Source organism: Halorussus pelagicus (assembly GCF_004087835.1).
GTDB classification, from domain to species: domain Archaea; phylum Halobacteriota; class Halobacteria; order Halobacteriales; family Haladaptataceae; genus Halorussus; species Halorussus pelagicus.
In genome coordinates this window covers 1,009,111-1,023,855 of sequence record NZ_CP035119.1, presented here as the reverse complement: position 1 = coordinate 1,023,855, position 14,745 = coordinate 1,009,111, and the positions used below count along the sequence as shown (strand labels likewise).

General features: G+C 66.5%; 13 protein-coding genes, 1 tRNA gene and 3 pseudogenes. 4 read left to right on the top strand and 13 right to left on the bottom strand.

The window, feature by feature from the left end; genetic code table 11:
• Positions 1–108: 108 nt before the first annotated feature.
• A tRNA-Thr gene (locus EP007_RS05245) sits at positions 109–180 on the bottom strand.
• Between the two features lie 79 nt (positions 181–259).
• Positions 260–943 carry a DUF7114 family protein gene (locus EP007_RS05240; protein ID WP_128476650.1) on the bottom strand — a complete coding sequence of 228 codons (684 nt, stop codon included), beginning with the start codon at positions 941–943 and terminating at the stop codon, positions 260–262.
• Positions 944–1,013: 70 nt separating this feature from the next.
• Here EP007_RS05240 and EP007_RS05235 point away from each other — a divergent pair, with 70 nt between their 5' ends.
• Both EP007_RS05235 and EP007_RS05230 read left to right on the top strand, forming a co-directional pair.
• Complete coding sequence (locus EP007_RS05235) at positions 1,014–1,733, top strand: enoyl-CoA hydratase/isomerase family protein (RefSeq protein ID WP_243700445.1); 720 nt, start codon at positions 1,014–1,016, stop codon at positions 1,731–1,733.
• A 359-nt stretch (positions 1,734–2,092) separates the two neighbouring features.
• Complete coding sequence (locus tag EP007_RS05230; RefSeq protein WP_128476649.1) at positions 2,093–2,368, top strand: DUF5808 domain-containing protein; 276 nt, start codon at positions 2,093–2,095, stop codon at positions 2,366–2,368.
• 141 nt (positions 2,369–2,509) lie between these two features.
• On the opposite strand, the gene pan2 is transcribed toward EP007_RS05230, so the two are convergent.
• From pan2 to pepF, 3 genes are all read right to left on the bottom strand, one after another.
• On the bottom strand, positions 2,510–3,745 hold the full coding sequence (gene pan2, locus EP007_RS05225) for a proteasome-activating nucleotidase Pan2 (protein WP_128476648.1): 1,236 nt from the start codon (positions 3,743–3,745) through the stop codon (positions 2,510–2,512).
• Between the two features lie 83 nt (positions 3,746–3,828).
• Positions 3,829–5,538, bottom strand: coding sequence for a methyl-accepting chemotaxis protein (locus EP007_RS05220; RefSeq protein ID WP_128476647.1), 1,710 nt, complete (start codon positions 5,536–5,538; stop codon positions 3,829–3,831).
• An 89-nt stretch (positions 5,539–5,627) separates the two neighbouring features.
• Complete coding sequence (gene pepF / locus EP007_RS05215; protein ID WP_128476646.1) at positions 5,628–7,418, bottom strand: oligoendopeptidase F; 1,791 nt, start codon at positions 7,416–7,418, stop codon at positions 5,628–5,630.
• A gap of 299 nt (positions 7,419–7,717) precedes the next feature.
• Between pepF and EP007_RS05210 the strand changes: the two are divergent.
• Positions 7,718–7,876 (top strand): annotated as a pseudogene (locus EP007_RS05210) (aminopeptidase); the annotation flags it as partial.
• Positions 7,877–7,940: 64 nt separating this feature from the next.
• On the opposite strand, the gene truA reads toward EP007_RS05210, so the two are convergent.
• The 7 genes and pseudogenes from truA to EP007_RS05175 all read right to left on the bottom strand — a co-directional run bounded on the left by truA (position 7,941) and on the right by EP007_RS05175 (position 13,451).
• Complete coding sequence (gene truA / locus EP007_RS05205) at positions 7,941–8,732, bottom strand: tRNA pseudouridine(38-40) synthase TruA (RefSeq protein WP_128476645.1); 792 nt, start codon at positions 8,730–8,732, stop codon at positions 7,941–7,943.
• 245 nt (positions 8,733–8,977) lie between these two features.
• Positions 8,978–9,352 carry an SHOCT domain-containing protein gene (locus EP007_RS05200; RefSeq protein ID WP_128476644.1) on the bottom strand — a complete coding sequence of 125 codons (375 nt, stop codon included), beginning with the start codon at positions 9,350–9,352 and terminating at the stop codon, positions 8,978–8,980.
• A gap of 45 nt (positions 9,353–9,397) precedes the next feature.
• Positions 9,398–10,705, bottom strand: a complete 1,308-nt coding sequence (gene hisS, locus EP007_RS05195) for a histidine--tRNA ligase (protein ID WP_128476643.1) — start codon at positions 10,703–10,705, stop codon at positions 9,398–9,400.
• 112 nt (positions 10,706–10,817) lie between these two features.
• Positions 10,818–11,399: pseudogene (locus EP007_RS05190) on the bottom strand (DUF7411 family protein); the annotation flags it as partial.
• A 1-nt stretch (position 11,400) separates the two neighbouring features.
• A complete protein-coding gene (locus tag EP007_RS05185; RefSeq protein WP_128476641.1) occupies positions 11,401–11,742 on the bottom strand; it encodes a DNA-binding protein in 342 nt (113 codons plus the stop codon).
• A 101-nt stretch (positions 11,743–11,843) separates the two neighbouring features.
• Positions 11,844–12,299, bottom strand: a complete 456-nt coding sequence (locus tag EP007_RS05180; protein ID WP_128476640.1) for a 30S ribosomal protein S19e — start codon at positions 12,297–12,299, stop codon at positions 11,844–11,846.
• Positions 12,300–12,407: 108 nt separating this feature from the next.
• Complete coding sequence (locus EP007_RS05175; RefSeq protein ID WP_128476639.1) at positions 12,408–13,451, bottom strand: flippase-like domain-containing protein; 1,044 nt, start codon at positions 13,449–13,451, stop codon at positions 12,408–12,410.
• Positions 13,452–13,632: 181 nt separating this feature from the next.
• Between EP007_RS05175 and thiL the strand changes: the two genes are divergently transcribed.
• Positions 13,633–14,511 carry a thiamine-phosphate kinase gene (gene thiL / locus EP007_RS05170; RefSeq protein ID WP_128476638.1) on the top strand — a complete coding sequence of 293 codons (879 nt, stop codon included), beginning with the start codon at positions 13,633–13,635 and terminating at the stop codon, positions 14,509–14,511.
• 46 nt (positions 14,512–14,557) lie between these two features.
• Here the strand turns inward: thiL and EP007_RS17875 are convergent.
• A pseudogene (locus EP007_RS17875) lies at positions 14,558–14,734 on the bottom strand (site-2 protease family protein); the annotation flags it as partial.
• Positions 14,735–14,745: the final 11 nt, after the last annotated feature.

Below are 14,745 nucleotides of genomic sequence, written 5' to 3'. Positions count from 1 at the left end.
CGCGGTCTTCGACGCCGGACCGACGATGTAGGTCGAGAAGCGACGGCTCGACCGTTTTCGCGGTGGGAAAGAGACGACACTCTCCAAAGAACAGTTATCCGCAAGAAGAGCCTAGGCCGGGATTTGAACCCGGGCTCTCGTCCTTACCAAGGACGCGCTTTACCTCTAAGCTACCCAGGCGCACCGCGTCTCTCCGACGCATTTCATCGTATGCCCGGAAACCTGTTTAGGTGTTTCGATTCGGGACAGGGAGCGGGGGTCACGGGTCGGTCGCCGACGGTTGAGGGTCGTCGGCCGAGCCGAACCGCTGGGGGTTCGGCGCATCGGTGACCGCCTGTTCGACTGCCTCGGGAACCGAGTCGGGGGCCTCCGGACGGTCGCCGTCGAGCGACTCGGCGAGATTCCCGGCGTAGGCCACCAGCGCGTCGGAGGGATTAGCGCCGAACGCGGTGGTTCCCGCGACCACCGCGAGTTCGAAAACGTCGGTCTCCAGCGCGCGCGCCGGGACCGTCCGGCCCTGCTGGCCGTCGGTCTCGTCGTGGCCGAACGACTGAACGGTCTCGACGGCCTTGTCGGCCGCCTCGGTCCGAGCCAACAGGGAGAATCCGCGGGCGACCATCACGTCGGCCGCGAGGATGTCGATGTTGCTCTCGGTGTGGTGCTGGTCGCGCTCCCACGGCGGGTCGTCGGCGAGCGCCCGCGTGAGGCGCAGTCCCTCGTAGATGAGTTGGACGCCAGCGGCGCGCTCTTCGATGCCGACCGGTCCGGCGTCGGTGGGTGCCGGACCTGCGCCCTCGACTGCGCGTGCAGACGCGAGCGCCAGCACCCCCGGCACCATCGCTGACTCGTCAAGTAAGTTACCAATTCGTTCGCGGAGGGGGTCGGGCGACACGTCTCGCACCGCCTGTCGTCCCGCTTTTCGTGCCCGGACGGCCGCTTCCATTATGCGGGTCTTATGACGGAATCGCCAAAGACCTTTGGAAACCGGCTTCGAGATGCGAACGTGACCAGCCGTGAACTCTGATACGTCCGCGATTCGAATCCGGGACCGCGAGCGAGTCCGTGTCGTGACCCTCGACCGGCCCAAGCGACGCAACGCGCTCACGCCCGACGCCCTCGACGCACTCGGAGCGGCCGTGAGCGAGACCGACCAGCCGGTCGTCTACCTCCGCGGTGCGGGTCCGGCGTTCTGCGCGGGCGCGGACCTCGACGTGGTGGCCGACCTCGATAGGGCGGCCGCCGAGCGATTCGCCGAGCGCGGCCAGCGCGTCGCCGACGCAATCGAGGACGCCGAGAGCGCGGTCGTCGCGGGCATCGACGGGGCGGCGCGGGGCGGCGGCGTCGAGTTGGCGCTCGCCGCGGACCTCCGGGTCGCCACGCCCGCGGCCACCTTCGCGGAACCGGGCGTGAAACTCGGCCTGTTCGGCGCGTGGGGCGGGACGGTTCGCCTGCCCCGAATCGTCGGCGAGGGCGAAGCGCTGGACCTCGCGCTCTCTGGCCGGACCGTCAACGCCGAGGAGGCCCGCCGGATGGGACTCGTCTCGCGCGTGACCGACGACCCGCGGGCGGTCGCCGACGAACTCGCCGCCAACGACCCCGAGACGCTCGGCGCGGTCAAAGTGCGGATGCGCGACAATTCGCCGCCCGCCGAGCAGGAGCGCCGCGAGGCCGAGGTCTTTGGCCACCTCGTGGAGCGCCACGCCGACGCCATCGCCGACCGACGGGAGTCGTGAGCGCGCGGTATCGCTCCACCGCGGCGCGCTCCTAACGTCCTACTCCGGCGCGCGCTGGCGCGGCCCGGAGTGGCCGCGCCATCAGCGCGCGAGGGATGAGTAGTCTGCGAACGCGGTTCGCAGACAACGCAATCGGTTGGGGAGGACGTGGCCGTCGCGGTGCGGTGCCGTGCGGTGGCGGTATGATTGGCTCACGCCTGAAGCTAGCTTCTTGGTTTTCACAGTCCGTGTCATAGCTAAATGCCATCTTTCAGCAGGAACATCCTTCTTCCCGATACGACGCCGAACCTCGCTCCGGACGCCGAGTGCCCGACGCCGTAGCCAAAGCACTTTATTCCTTTCCGACGTAGGCTTCTCATATGGCAGACAAACCCAGCAGTGGCGAGCTATTCGGGATGCCGTACAACTTCGAACGACCGAGCATCGGGCGAATGCTCTCGTCGTACTGGAAACCCGACGAGGGCATGCTCGTCGAGAAACCATTCGGCATCGGCTACACGCTCAACCTCGCCAACTGGCGGTCGTGGATAGTGCTGGCGGTCGCGGGCACGCTCCTCTGGCACGAGCGCAAGGGCGAGCAAGAACAGATGACCGCCGAGGAAGGGCCGGTCGAAGTCGTCGTGGACGACGACTGAGGGCGTTCTCCGAGTTTTCTTGCCGTCGTTTTCGAGACGTGTCACGCCGAGCGCACGCTGTAGAACGCGCCGACGAGCGTCGCGTGCCCAGAAGTCGCTCGTCGGAAGCGAAAAAAGGTCGAACTCCCCGAACCCCGACGCTCAGTAGGCGTAGCTCGGCAGCGACCCCTTGGTGACGATACCGGTCTCGTCGTCCTCGTCGAGTTTGTCGAGGGCGTCCTCGAAGTCGGATTGGCAGACCTCCGTGCGCTCGTCGCGGATGGCGAACATGCCCGCCTCGGTGGTCACGCTCTCGATGTCCGCGCCGCTCTTGCCCGCGGTCTCCTCGGCCAGCGCCTCGAAGTCCACGTCGTCGGCGAGACCCATGTCGCGGGTGTGGATTTCGAGAATCTTGCGTCGAGCCTCCGCGTCGGGGTCGGGAACCTCGATGAGGCGGTCGAACCGGCCGGGGCGGAGGATGGCGCGATCGAGCATGTCGAAGCGGTTGGTTGCCGCCACGATGCGAATCTCGCCGCGGTCCTCGAAGCCGTCCATCTCGCTGAGCAGTTGCATCATCGTCCGCTGAACCTCGGCGTCGCCCGACGTTTTCGAGTCGGTGCGCTTGGAGGCCACGGCGTCGATTTCGTCGATGAAGACGATGGCTGGCTCGCGCTCGCTCGCCAACTCGAAGAGGTCTCGGACCAACTTCGCGCCCTCGCCGATGAACTTCTGGACGAGTTCCGACCCGGCCATCTTGATGAAGGTGGCGTCGGTCTCGTTGGCGACGGCCTTCGCCAGCATCGTCTTGCCGGTGCCCGGCGGTCCGTGGAGCAGGACGCCGCTGGGCGGTTCGATGCCGACCGCCTCGAACTGCTCGGGGTTTTCGAGCGGTTGCTCGACGGCTTCGCGGACCTCGCGGGTCTGCTCTTCGAGACCGCCGATTTCGTCATAGGTGACTTCCGGCGACTCGTCTACCTCCATCGCTTGGGCGCGAGCGTCCTTCTCGGCTTCCAAGATAGTCTGGACGGTGAACGAGTCGTTGACCGCGACGCGGTCGCCCGACTCTATCTGCTCGCGGAGTTTGGGCGAGACCTCGGTCAGGACCTCTTGGTTGTTGCCGTGTTGTTTGATGACGATACCGTCGTCGGTGAGTTCCTCGGCCGTGGCGACGTACAGCGAGGTGGTCTTCAGCGTCTCGTTCTCTCGTTCGAGTCTGTCAACCTCGTCACCGAGGTTTTCGCGGCGCTCGCGGGCGTCGTCGAGTCGGGCTTCGAGCGTGTCGTTCACGTCCACGATCTCGGCGAAGTGTTCGCGGAGCGCCGCGAGCCGCTCCCGGTCTGTCATTTCGGGGTCGAGTTCGAGTGTCGGTTGGTCGGGGAGAGGTGGGCTACGCGACATCGTTGCTACTCATGCGTAGGTCACCCGCTTAAAAGTGCCTTTGGGTCTCGGACGTTTCACCGCAAAAAAGCCTTTCGTCGCCGTCAGTCCGCGCTCGCCGGTCGTCGCTCGGTCTCGACCCCGTGAGCGCCCTCAGGAAGCCGGAACTCGCCCAGAAGCGCGTCGAGTTCGTCGGCTTTCGACGCCAGCGACGCCAACTGCTCGGAGACGCCCGACAGGGCGGTCGCCTGCTGGTCGGTCGCCGTGGCCGCGGTCTCGGACTCGGCGGTCGTCTCCTCGCTGATGGCCGCGACTTCCTCGACCATCGCCACCACGTCCTCGGCGGACTGGGCCTGCTGGTCAGTCGCATCGCTGATTTCGCTGACGCTGGCGTCCACCTCGCCCACCACGTCCGCGATGTCCTCGAAGTCGCCGAGCGCGTTCTCGACGGTCTCGACGCTATGAGTGACCTGCTCGCGGGTCTCGCGCACGTCCGCCAGCGTCTCCTCGGAGTCGGCCTGGATGCGCTCGATGCGGTCGGTAATCTCGTCGGCGGCCTCGCCGGTCTCCTCCGCGAGGGACTTGACCTCGTCGGCGACCACGCCGAACCCGTCGCCGCGCTCGCCCGCGCGGGCCGCCTCGACGCTGGCGTTCAGCGCGAGCAGGTTGGTCTCGGTCGCCACTTGGTCGATGAACGAGACCACTTCGTCGATCTCCGCGATGTCGGCGACCAACTCCTCGACCGCCTCAGCGGTCCGGTCGATGCCGTCTTCGACCTTGTCGAGTTCGGCGGCGGCCTCGTGGGCGGCCTCCTGCCCCGAGCGCGCGCGGTCGGTCGCTGTCCCCGCGGTCTCGGCTACTTCGTCGGCCGACGCGGCGATTTCCTCGATAGTCGCCGAGAGCGTGTTCATCTCGGCGGCGGCCTCGTTGAGGCGGTCGGTCTGGCGAGCCGCGCCCTCCGAAATCTCGCCGACTGCCGAGGCCACCTCGTCGCTGGACTCGCTGACTTCCCGGACTTCGGCGTCGGCCGACTCGCTGGCGGTCGCCACCTCGTCGGCGAACGCGGCGAGTTCGCCCACCGCGTCCGCGAGCGTCGAGAGCAGAGCGTTGTAGTTCGCCACGACCTCCTCGTGGAGGTCCTCCTCGGCGACGTCGCCATCGATGGTGGCGGTCAGGTCCCCAGTCTTCGCGTCCTCGGCGGCGTCGCCGAACGCCGCGACGAGTCGCTGGAGGTTCTCCGAGCGGCGTTCGAGGTCGGCGGTCGTCGCCTCCAACTCGTCGGTCGTCGCTTCGAGGTCGGCGGTGTACTGCCGCAGACTCTCGGCCATCCGGTCCAAGGAGGCCCCGAACTCGCCGGGCACCTCCTCTTCCAGTACGGGCGCGTCGAACTCCTGTCGGGAGAGCGCGGCGGCCTGTTCGGAGACGACCCGGAGGTAGGCCCGCATGTCGCTGAACGACGCCACGAGACCGCCGATTTCGTCGCGCTGGTCGGCCTCGGGAACCGGCGCGTCGAGGTCGCCGTTGGCGATGGCGTCGGCCGCCCGGTCCAGCGCCTCGATGGGTTTGGTGATGTCCCGGCGAGCGATGAGAACGGTGTTAGCGAACGCGACGACCGCCCCGAGTAAGAGCGCGACCGTGAGCGCGATTCTGGCGACACCGGAGACCAAAAACGGCAGGACGGCCTGCGCGAGCGAGATAACGAACTGAATGGCGACCGCGGCCAACACCTTGCGTTCGACCGATTCGGTGACGCCGAGGCGGTCCATCGTCCACCAGAGCGCCGACTCGTAGCGAGCGAGGGGTCCGTCTTTCATACGGCGCTATACACGTCCGGGTTAATTAAATAGAACCCCGCGTTCCCAACGATTGAAAACGAGTCGTCGGACAAACCGCGTGTACGTCCTCAGACGAGCGATTCCATCTCGTCGAGGTAGTCGTCGTACACGTCGAGGGCGCGCTGGATGGGTTCGGGCGAGGACATATCGACGCCCGCGGTTTCGAGCAGTTCGAGGGGGTACTCTCGGGACCCGCTCTGGAGGAACTGGAGGTAACGGTCGGCGGCCTCCTCGCCCTCGTTTAAGATGCCGTCGGCGAGCGCGACGGCCGCGCTGATGCCAGTGCTGTACTGGTAGACGTAGTAGGGCCGGTAGAAGTGGGGAATCCGCGCCCACTCGCGGGCGATGCGGTCGTCCACGACCGCTGGCTCGTAGAACTCCGCTTTGAGGTCGCCGTAGATTTCGTCGGCCGCCTCGGGCGTCAGCGCCTCGCCGTCCTCGACCAACTGGTGGGCCTGATGCTCGAAGTCCGCGAACATGGTCTGGCGGTAGAGCGTCGAGCGGAACCGCTCCAGATACTCGTTGAGGACGTGTCGCCGGAAGGTCGGGTCCTCGACGGTGTCGAGCAGATGGTGGGTCAACAGCGCCTCGTTGACGGTGCTGGCGACCTCCGCGACGAAGATTTCGTAGTCGCCGTAGACGTAGGGCTGGTTCTCGCTGGTGAGTTGGCTGTGAAGCGAGTGGCCGAGTTCGTGGGCCAGCGTGAACATCGAGGAGATGTCGTCCTGATAGTTCATCAGGATGAACGGCTGGGTGTCGTAGGTGCCGCTACTGTACGCGCCCGAGCGCTTGTTCTCGGTCTCGTACACGTCCACCCATCGAGACTCGAAGCCCTCCTTCACGCGATTCTGGTAGTCGTCGCCGAGCGCGCCCAGCGCCTCCACGACGTATTCGCGGGCCTGCTCGTACTCGATATCCGGCGTCTCGGTCTCGGTCATGGGCATGTAGAGGTCCCACATCCGGAGTTCATCGACGCCAAGACTCTCCCGTTTCAGTTCGGCGTGGCGGTGGAGTTTGTCGAGGTTGTCCCGAACAGTGCCCACGAGGTTGTCGTACACGTCTGCGGGGATGTTGGGACCGTCCATCGCGGCCTCGCGGGCGGTCTCGTAGTCCCGAATCTGCGCGAGGCGCACGTCGGCCTTCACGCTGTTCTTGTAGGACGTGCCGATGGTGTTGTGGAACTCGCCGAGTCGGTCGAAAAAGCCCTCGTAGACGGTTTGGCGGAACTCGCGGTCGGAGTTCTTCAGGAGCTTCGTGAGGTTGCTCTGGGTAATCTCGACCGAGTCGCCGTCGGGTTTCTCGACGGTCGGGAACTCCATGTCGGAGTTCATCAGCATGCTGTAGATGTCGCCCGACGCGCCGGTAACCTCGCCGAGTTCCGCTAGCACGTTCTCGACTTCGGCCGAGCGGGTGTGTTCGGCGGTCCGAAGCACGTCATGAAGGTAGTGGTCGTAAACCTCCAGTCCGTCAGTCTCCTCGATCATGTGGTCGAGTTCGTCGCGGTCGAGACTCTGAATCTCGGGTTCGACGAAACTGCTCGCGCTGTTGGCCTCCGAGGCCAGCGACATCCCGCGCGAGGCCAGCGCCTGATAGTGCTGGTCGGCGGTGTCTTCGTCTTTGCGCATCCGGGCGTAGTTGGCGATTTTCTCGACGGTTCGGGAGATATCCTCTCGGAGTTCGAGGACCGAAAGCAGGGTCTCGCCGTCGTCGGTGACCTGCCCCTCGTAGGCGGACAACTCGTCGAGGCGGTCCTCGACCTCCTCGTAGGCCGACTCCCACTCGTCGTCGCTCGCGTAGATGCTCTCTAAATCCCACTTGTACTCGGTGTCTATCTCCGACCGTTCGGGAACCGAACTCATATCACTCCGTTAGGAAACGGCGGATGTAAGCCTTTGTCATTCCGAATGCGTGTTCCGACAGTTCGCAAGGGGTCCGCGCCCGGACGGCCGCGATTCCGCGCTCGTCTACAGCCACAATCTGGCGCGTACGGTCGGTCTAGCGGTCTGATTGGCTCACGCCTGAAGCTAGCTCTATCGAACCTACCCCTCCAGACGGAGATTCGCAGTTACACTCCTCTCGCGGATGTTCACCGTCGAACCCCGCAATCGAGACCACTTAGCCCGAGGCTTTTCACCGTCGGGGACCGCACTCCTCGACCATGAACCCCCAGACAGCGGCCGCTCTCGGCGAGGCCTGGCGCGACGACTCCCCGTGGGAGTTCCTGGCGAAACTGACCGAAATCGGCGACCGGATGGGCGGGTCACCGGGCGAGCGTCGGGCGGCCGACCTCGTGGCCGCGGGGTTCGAGCGCGCTGGCGACTACGAGGAGGGCTGAAGGCGGCCGGTATCTGGCTTGACGGGTGGGAGTAGCGAGACGACGGTCACAGTCGCCGGGTGATTTCGTTCGCCACTCGCGCGCCCGTCGTGCGCTCCTCGCGCAACCCCTCGAAAATCTCGCGCGCGCTCGCGGCGGCGTCCTCGTCCACCGCGAAGTCGAGCGCCGGATACCGGGCATCGACCAGCACGAGGGGATACGCGGGAGCGGGCGCGACGCCCTCTGGACCGTCGATTTTTTCGGGACCCAACACACGCTCGACTTTCGCCACCGGCGCGTCGCCGGTCGCTATCGCCCGGACGAGCGAGACCACGCGGCGGACCATCTCGCGGACGAACCCGCCCGCTCGCAGGGTGACGACCAGATACGCTCCCTCCCGCCGGACCTCCCCGTGCAGGTCCCGGACCGTATTCTCGTCGTCGGGCGTCAGATTGTGAAAGTCGTTCTCTCCCCGGAGTTCCGCGAGAGCGTCCTCGGCCCGACCGAAATCGGCGTTGGGCGCGTAGCAGTGATAGACGTACGCCCGCGACTCGGCGTCGTGGGTCGCGTGGAACGCCGCGGGCGCGTCGGCACTCGCCCACGCCCGGACGCTCGCGGGGAGTTCGCTGTTCAGCGCGGCGGGCGTCAGCCAATCGGGGCAGTCGAACGCGACGGTCTGGGCCACCGCCGACACTCCGGCGTCGGTTCGCCCCGCCGCAGCGTACCCCTCCGGTTTCCCGTCGGCGACGCCGAGCGCGTTCGCCGCGTCGAAAATCGCGTCCTCGACGGTCGGCACGTCGGGTTGGCGCTGGAACCCGCGAAACGGGCGGCCGTCGTAGGCGACTCGAAACGCGCGCATCGGTTCGTCGTCTATCGCCGACGTATTTAAATCGGCGGAACGGTCGCCGTCGCCGCACGAACGTTTACACCGGAAGGCGGGACCAACCCAACCCGTGACCTGAACGTCGCCGCGGGGAGACCAGCGGGAGTACGGCAGCCCTCCTCGCGGGCGGTCCGTGCCGTCTGTTCGCCACAGCGGTAGCCGTGGCTATCGGGACTCCGACCGGTCGCTCTCGCTCGTCGTTCTCTCTCGGCGGCGTTCGCTTACTCCCGGTCGAATGCGCGCTCTCTCGTCCTCGTCGCCTCGACGTCTTCGGTCTCCAACAGTCGTTCGAGTTGTCGCTCGAACTCCTCGTCGGTGAGTTCGCCCCGCGCGTAGCGCTTTCGGAGTTCGTCTACCGGCCCGTCAGCGGCCGATTCTCGCTCAACCTCTACGCCGTCGGTCTCGCTTTCGACTATCGGGAGCGCATCGCCGAGGAGCGCGACCAGCGGAACGACCACGAAGAACCCGAGGACGAACGTCGTCGGAACCAGAAACTCCAGACCCACGACCGCGAAAAACGAGGTCAGGCCGAAGGTCAGTACCGACAGCACCGCGAGGAGTCGCTTCTTCTCGAACTGGACCGAACGGTCGCGCATATCCGAGAATATGCGTGGGGGTACCAAAAAGGTTGAACTTGCGACCTACTCGAAGTCCTCGTAGGTCGGCCGCGAAACGTCTTCGGGCGGGAACTCCTCGACGGGCACCTGCGTCTGCTCGCCCGAGTCCATGTCCTTGATCGTCACGTTCCCGTCCGCGAGGTCCTGCTCGCCGACGATGACGACCGTCGCCGCGCCGATGGAGTCGGCGTAGTCGAGTTGCGCGCCGAAGCTCCGGCCGGACACGTCGGTCTCGACGACGTGGCCCTCACCGCGGAGTTCTCGGGTGATGTCGGCCGCAACGTCGCGGGTGTCGCCGACCTGTAGGACGTAGTAGTCGGTAGCGAGTTCCTCGTCGGGCCAGACGCCAGCGCGTTGCAGGAGAAGTGTCAGCGTCGCGTCGCCAACAGCGAACCCGACGGCTGGAGTCGGTTGCCCGCCGAAGCCCTCGATGAGGTCGTCGTAGCGACCGCCACCGAAAATAGAGCGGTTCACGTCGCCGGTCGAGTCGAAGCACTCGAAGACGACGCCGGTGTAGTAGTCGAGTCCGCGCGCGGTGTCCAGCGAGAGCGTGCAGTAGTCGCGCGCGCCGAAGTCCGCCGCGGCGTCCAGTACGTCGGTCAGGTTTCCGACCGCGTTCTCGACGCGGTCGGTTCCGGCGAACGCCACGAGGTCGTCCAGTTCCCCTTCGGGGGTGTCGAGCAGGTCGTCGAACTCTCGGGCTTGGTCGTAGGAGAGTCCGGCGTCGTTCAACAGCCCGTAGAACTCGTCGTCGCCGACCTTCTCGTTTTTGTCCACGGCGCGAATCGCGGCCTCGGTGTCCACGTTGGCGTCGAACGCTTCGAGCAGGCCGCCGAGGATGTCGCGGTGGCTGACCCGGAACTCGAAGTCGTCGCTCGTGAGACCGAGACCGGTCAGCGCGTCGGCCGCACACGCCAGCAGTTCGGCGTCCGACTCGGGCGCGGACGACCCGAAGATGTCCACGTTGGTCTGGTAGAACTCGCGTTTACGCCCGCTTTGGGGTTCCTCGTAGCGCCAGAACGGTCGGGACGAGAACCACTTGATGGGCTTGCTGAGTTCCTGCTGTTTCGCCACGACCATCCGGGCGACCGTGGGCGTGAGTTCCGGCGTCATCGCCACGTCGCGGCCGCCTTGGTCCTCGAAGCTGTACAGCTCTTCGACAATTTCCTCGCCGCTCTTATCGACGTACATCTGCGTCCGTTCGAGGGCGGGCGTCCCGACTTCCCGGAAGCCGTACTGGCGTGCGGTCGATTCGAGCGCGTCGAACATCTCGCGGCGCGCGCCCATCTCGCCGGGGTAGAAGTCGCGGAAGCCCTTGATGCGGTCGTACATGGAGAAGTGTTGGGCGAGCGCGCGCTTGAAACTTTTACTTCGCGTCGGGCGTGCCGGACTCGACCCTCGGAGTCTCATCGGCCGCGGCGTCGTCGCCGTCGGCCCGCGCGAATCCTCGAACGTAGGTCTGGGTGTGTTCGGGGAACACCTCCGCTACGGCGTCTTCGTCGTGTTCGTCGGCCAGCAAGTCGCGGAGTTCGTCCTCGTAGTCGGCCTTCGGAATCTGTTCGCTCGGCCCGGTCGTCACCTCAAGCGTCTCGTTTACGAGCGAGTCCACCGCTCCCCGACCGAATCCTGCGAGCGGGACGATGTAGTTGACGCCGTGGCGGTCTTCGAGGCTTTGGGCCTGCGCCCGCGAGACGGAGGGCACACGGTCGTCGCGGCGCGTGCCGTCGGCAACCGCGTCGAACTCCATCTCGGCGACTCGCTCCAGCGCGTGGAGGTGAACCTGCTGGATGCCGTTGCGTGGGTAGCCGTCTTCGACCATCTGACCGACGGCCTCTTCAGCCACGTCGGGGTCCAGATCGACCGTCTCGAACTCGAAGCCGAGTTCCTCGGCGGTCCGGCGGGCGTGGTCCCACGCGTCGGCCACGCCGAACGTGGCCGTGACGAGCGTCACGTCGTAGAAGTCTTCGAGCAGGAGCGCGGCCAGCGTCGAGTCTTTCCCGCCGCTGTAGAGTAGCCCGAGGTCCATCTCACCGACGCCGGATGTTGAAGCTCTTCGAATCGGGCTTGAGTTCGCGGAGCAGTTCCTTCATCTTGTCTTCGTCTATCTTGCCGCTGACCCGGCCGCTCTGGGCGAGCGCGAGAACCTGTCGCTCCACTTGGTCGGCGAAGTCGGGCTTGCTCATCCGGACGGAGTTGAGGCGCTTGCGCGCGCCGTCGGTGAGGTGCTTGCGGAGCATCGCCTGTTTCTGAGCGTCGGCCTGTTGCTGGGCCTGCTCTTGGGCCTCGCCTTGGTCGCCCTGCTCTTGCATCTCCTGCATCTTCTTCTTGCGCAGTTCTTCGAGTCGCTCGTCGTCGGGCTGTTCGCTCATGGTTATCTCGTAGTTACGGTCCGCGGCCAAAAATGATTACGGAGCGGCGACGCTACTTGGTCGGCCAGTGACGCGCCGAAAAGTGTCCTCGCGCTCGTCGATTAGGCGTAGCGTTCGAGTTCCGGTCGGTCGAGGTCCTCCATGACCTCGCCCGCGGTGTCGTCGAGGAGACTGCGACCGTCGCCGGTCACGATGCGGCCCGCGCTACCCTCGGTGTCCATGAGGTCTTCGCCTTCGAGCTGCTGGAGGATGGTCCGGATGATGTTCCGACTCCCGTCCGTGCGGTGTTCGGGCGCGACCTGATAGCGGTTCGAGCCGCCCTTCTTGTCGCCGTACTGGGTCGAAAGGCGCTCGACGCCGACGGGACCGTCGGTGGCGACCTTTCGGAGCAGACTGGCCGCGCGTCGGTACCAGAAGTCGTCCTGCTCGGGCGGGAGTTCGCGGCTCTCGCCGGTCGTGGCGTACTCGGCCCAGTCGGGTTCTTCGATTCGGTCCTCCAGCTTTGCGGCGACCGCGTCGATGAGGTCGTCCGCGGGAACGTCGTAGAGCGTCGTCATACCCACGGATTCCCGTCCGCGGCGCTTAAAGGCATCGTTCCAAAACGTGGCGGTCGGTAGGTCGTCGCTCACGGACTGGTGGGAACCCGATGTCGGCAGTTGTCGGAATCAGTCGCTGGCCGACCGCTGGACGTTATCGGCCTCTAACATCGCCGTTGCGCTCCCGCCGAGCAACACCGGAAGCAGGTAGGTCGCTCCGCGGTGGAGGACCGCCGCGGCCGCCGCGGTCCCGGCGTCAACGCCGGTGACGGGCACGATGAGCAGAATCAACACGGCGTCAACGCCGCCGAGTCCGCCCGGAAGCGGCGTGATGCTGGCGACGCTCCCGAGCGGGACGATAAACAGCGCGGCCGCGAGCGGGACCCAGTAGCCGAGCGCGCCCAGCGAGAGCCACAGCGACACCGAGAGCAGAAGCCAGCCGAGCGCCGAGAACGAGAGCGCGAGCGCCAACTGGTGGCGGTCGCCAGCGACGCGCTCCAGCGCGGCGAAAAAGCCGTCGATGCGGTCCCGGACGTGCGACTCGCGGGGCGGGTCGAGTCGCGGGACGACCCGGCCGACGAGTCGGCCGACCGACACCGCGGTCCGAACCGCGATGTCCGAGACGCGGTACCGATTTCGCCATCCGAAGTAAGCGACCGCCGGAACCGCGAGCGCCAGCGCGAAGAGCGCGACGGCCGCGACCTCCATCCGGTCGCCGACGGTGAACCGCGTGGCGTAGTAGCCGACGCCCAACAGCGCGAACGTGATGGAGGGGACGAAGTTGAGCGTGTCCACGCTGGCGACGGCCGCCAGTCCGTTCTCGTACTCGGTGTCGGTCGAGCGCGAGACGAGCAGGGCGCTAAAGGGTTCGCCGCCCGCCTGCCCGAACGGTGTGATATTGTTGGCGAACGTCGCGCCGGAGAGGAGGAGAAACGCCCGCCAGACCGACACCTCGACGGCGATGACCGAGAGGACGGTCCGGAGCGCCATCCCCCACGCGAACAACCAACCGACCGACACGACGCTGACGAGCGCGACGACAGCGGGGTCGGCCCCCGAGAGCGCCGACAGCACGGCTTCCACGCCGACAAAGGCGTACAGCGCCAGCAGGACGATGACGCCAGCACCGACCCCGGCGAGTATCGAGCGCGCGTCTCCCAAGTCTACGTCCATCGACTCCGACCGACGACCGGCCGCGGCTTGAAGCCACCGGAGACGGGCGATAGGCTTGGTGAGACGTTCCCACAGTGGATTCGACTTCGACCCGTGTCCGACCCCGACTGTCCGTTCACCGACGCCCCGTCCCCGCTTCCGAGACCGTAGACCTTTCCCGCCCACCCGACAACTACCGGGCATGGACGAGCGGGCCGCACTGTCGTTTCTCGGCGATAGACTCTCTCACGCAGGCGACGACGCCGCCGTCGTGGACGGACAGGTCCTCACCACCGACATGCTCCACGAGACGACCGACTTCCCGGCCGGGACCACCCGGTACACCGCTGGCTGGCGGTCAGTCGGCGCGTCGCTCTCGGACGTGGCCGCGATGGGTGCCGAGGCTACCGCCGCCGTCGCGGTCTACGCCGCCCCGGAGTTCGCCGAGGGCGACCTCGGAGAGTTCGTCGCGGGCGCGAGCGACGTGTGCGAGGCGGTCGGCGCGGAGTACGTCGGCGGCGACTTGGACGAGAGTCGGGAGTTCACCGCCGCGACGACGGCGCTTGGCCGGACCGACAACCCGGTGGGTCGCTCGGGCGCGAGTCCGGGCGAAATCGTCTGCGTCACGGGGACGCTCGGGCGCACCGGCGCGGCGCTCCGACTGTTCGCGGACGGAGAAATGGACCGCGCCAACGACCTGTTTCGCTTCGAGCCACGAGTCGGGGCGGGCCGCGCGATCGCCGCCGACGCCACCGCGATGATGGACTCCAGCGACGGTCTCGCGCGGTCGCTCCACCAACTCGCCGAGGCGAGCAACTGCGGGTTCGCCGTCGAGTTCGACGCGCTCCCGGTGGACGAGGCGGTCCGCGAGGTGGCCGACGATGAGGGCGAGGTTCGGGAACGGTCGGTCTTCTTCGGCGAGGATTTCGAGTTAGTGTTCACCGTGCCCGAGCGCGAGCTGTCGGCGATTCGTTCCGAATCGCCGACGCCGATTTCGACGATTGGAGAAGTGACGGAATCGGGCGTCGAGATGGACGGCGAGCGGTTGGCCGACCGCGGGTACACCCACGGCGGCGAGTAGGCGGAGCGAAGCGTTTCTCCACACGCGACTGATAGCCAGAACTGTGGAGACCGCCGAGAATCCAGAGCGTGATGGATTCGGTCTCGCCACCGTATCGGCTGGCCGCCCACGAGTGGCCGAGTTCGTGGACCGTGACGCTGACGAACAGGCCGACGGCCGCGGCGATTCCGATGAGCCACGCGAGTACGGGGAGAAAGACCAGCAACGAGACGTTGATCGGAATGCCCCAAATCG

What these genes read in the sequence shown, in the direction of transcription:
- EP007_RS05240 (WP_128476650.1), bottom strand. Translation starts at nt 943, where the DNA reads ATGGAAGCGGCCGTCCGGGCACGAAAAGCGGGACGACAGGCGGTGCGA.
- hisS (WP_128476643.1), bottom strand. Translation starts at nt 10,705, where the DNA reads ATGTACGACCGCATCAAGGGCTTCCGCGACTTCTACCCCGGCGAGATG.
- EP007_RS05220 (WP_128476647.1), bottom strand. Translation starts at nt 5,538, where the DNA reads ATGAAAGACGGACCCCTCGCTCGCTACGAGTCGGCGCTCTGGTGGACG.
- pan2 (WP_128476648.1), bottom strand. Translation starts at nt 3,745, where the DNA reads ATGTCGCGTAGCCCACCTCTCCCCGACCAACCGACACTCGAACTCGAC.
- EP007_RS05185 (WP_128476641.1), bottom strand. Translation starts at nt 11,742, where the DNA reads ATGAGCGAACAGCCCGACGACGAGCGACTCGAAGAACTGCGCAAGAAG.
- truA (WP_128476645.1), bottom strand. Translation starts at nt 8,732, where the DNA reads ATGCGCGCGTTTCGAGTCGCCTACGACGGCCGCCCGTTTCGCGGGTTC.
- EP007_RS05230 (WP_128476649.1), top strand. Translation starts at nt 2,093, where the DNA reads ATGGCAGACAAACCCAGCAGTGGCGAGCTATTCGGGATGCCGTACAAC.
- EP007_RS05175 (WP_128476639.1), bottom strand. Translation starts at nt 13,451, where the DNA reads ATGGACGTAGACTTGGGAGACGCGCGCTCGATACTCGCCGGGGTCGGT.
- EP007_RS05200 (WP_128476644.1), bottom strand. Translation starts at nt 9,352, where the DNA reads ATGCGCGACCGTTCGGTCCAGTTCGAGAAGAAGCGACTCCTCGCGGTG.
- pepF (WP_128476646.1), bottom strand. Translation starts at nt 7,418, where the DNA reads ATGAGTTCGGTTCCCGAACGGTCGGAGATAGACACCGAGTACAAGTGG.
- EP007_RS05180 (WP_128476640.1), bottom strand. Translation starts at nt 12,299, where the DNA reads ATGACGACGCTCTACGACGTTCCCGCGGACGACCTCATCGACGCGGTC.
- thiL (WP_128476638.1), top strand. Translation starts at nt 13,633, where the DNA reads ATGGACGAGCGGGCCGCACTGTCGTTTCTCGGCGATAGACTCTCTCAC.